The sequence below is a fragment of the Microbacterium sp. C7(2022) genome (assembly GCF_028823665.1).
Classification (GTDB): Bacteria; Actinomycetota; Actinomycetes; order Actinomycetales; family Microbacteriaceae; genus Microbacterium.
In genome coordinates, this window is sequence record NZ_JAPEHV010000128.1 from 1 (window position 1) to 206 (window position 206).

General features: G+C 75.7%; 1 pseudogene. It reads left to right on the top strand.

The features are described from left to right. Positions 1 to 206: pseudogene (locus ON062_RS13785) on the top strand (beta-galactosidase); the annotation flags it as partial.

Consider the following 206-nt stretch of genomic DNA (forward strand, 5'->3'; position numbering starts at 1 on the left):
CCGTCCCGCGACGCGCTGGGCCTCCACATCGAAGAGTTCGCGCCGGTCGCCCCGGGCGGCGAGGTCTCGCTCAGCGACGGCACGAGCGGACGCCTCTCGAGCGAACGCAGCCGCGCGACGACCGCCGTGGTCGTGGCGACCTTCGTCGACGGTCCCTCGGCGGGCCTCCCCCCGCTCACCCCCAACACCTTCGGTACCGGCGCGGC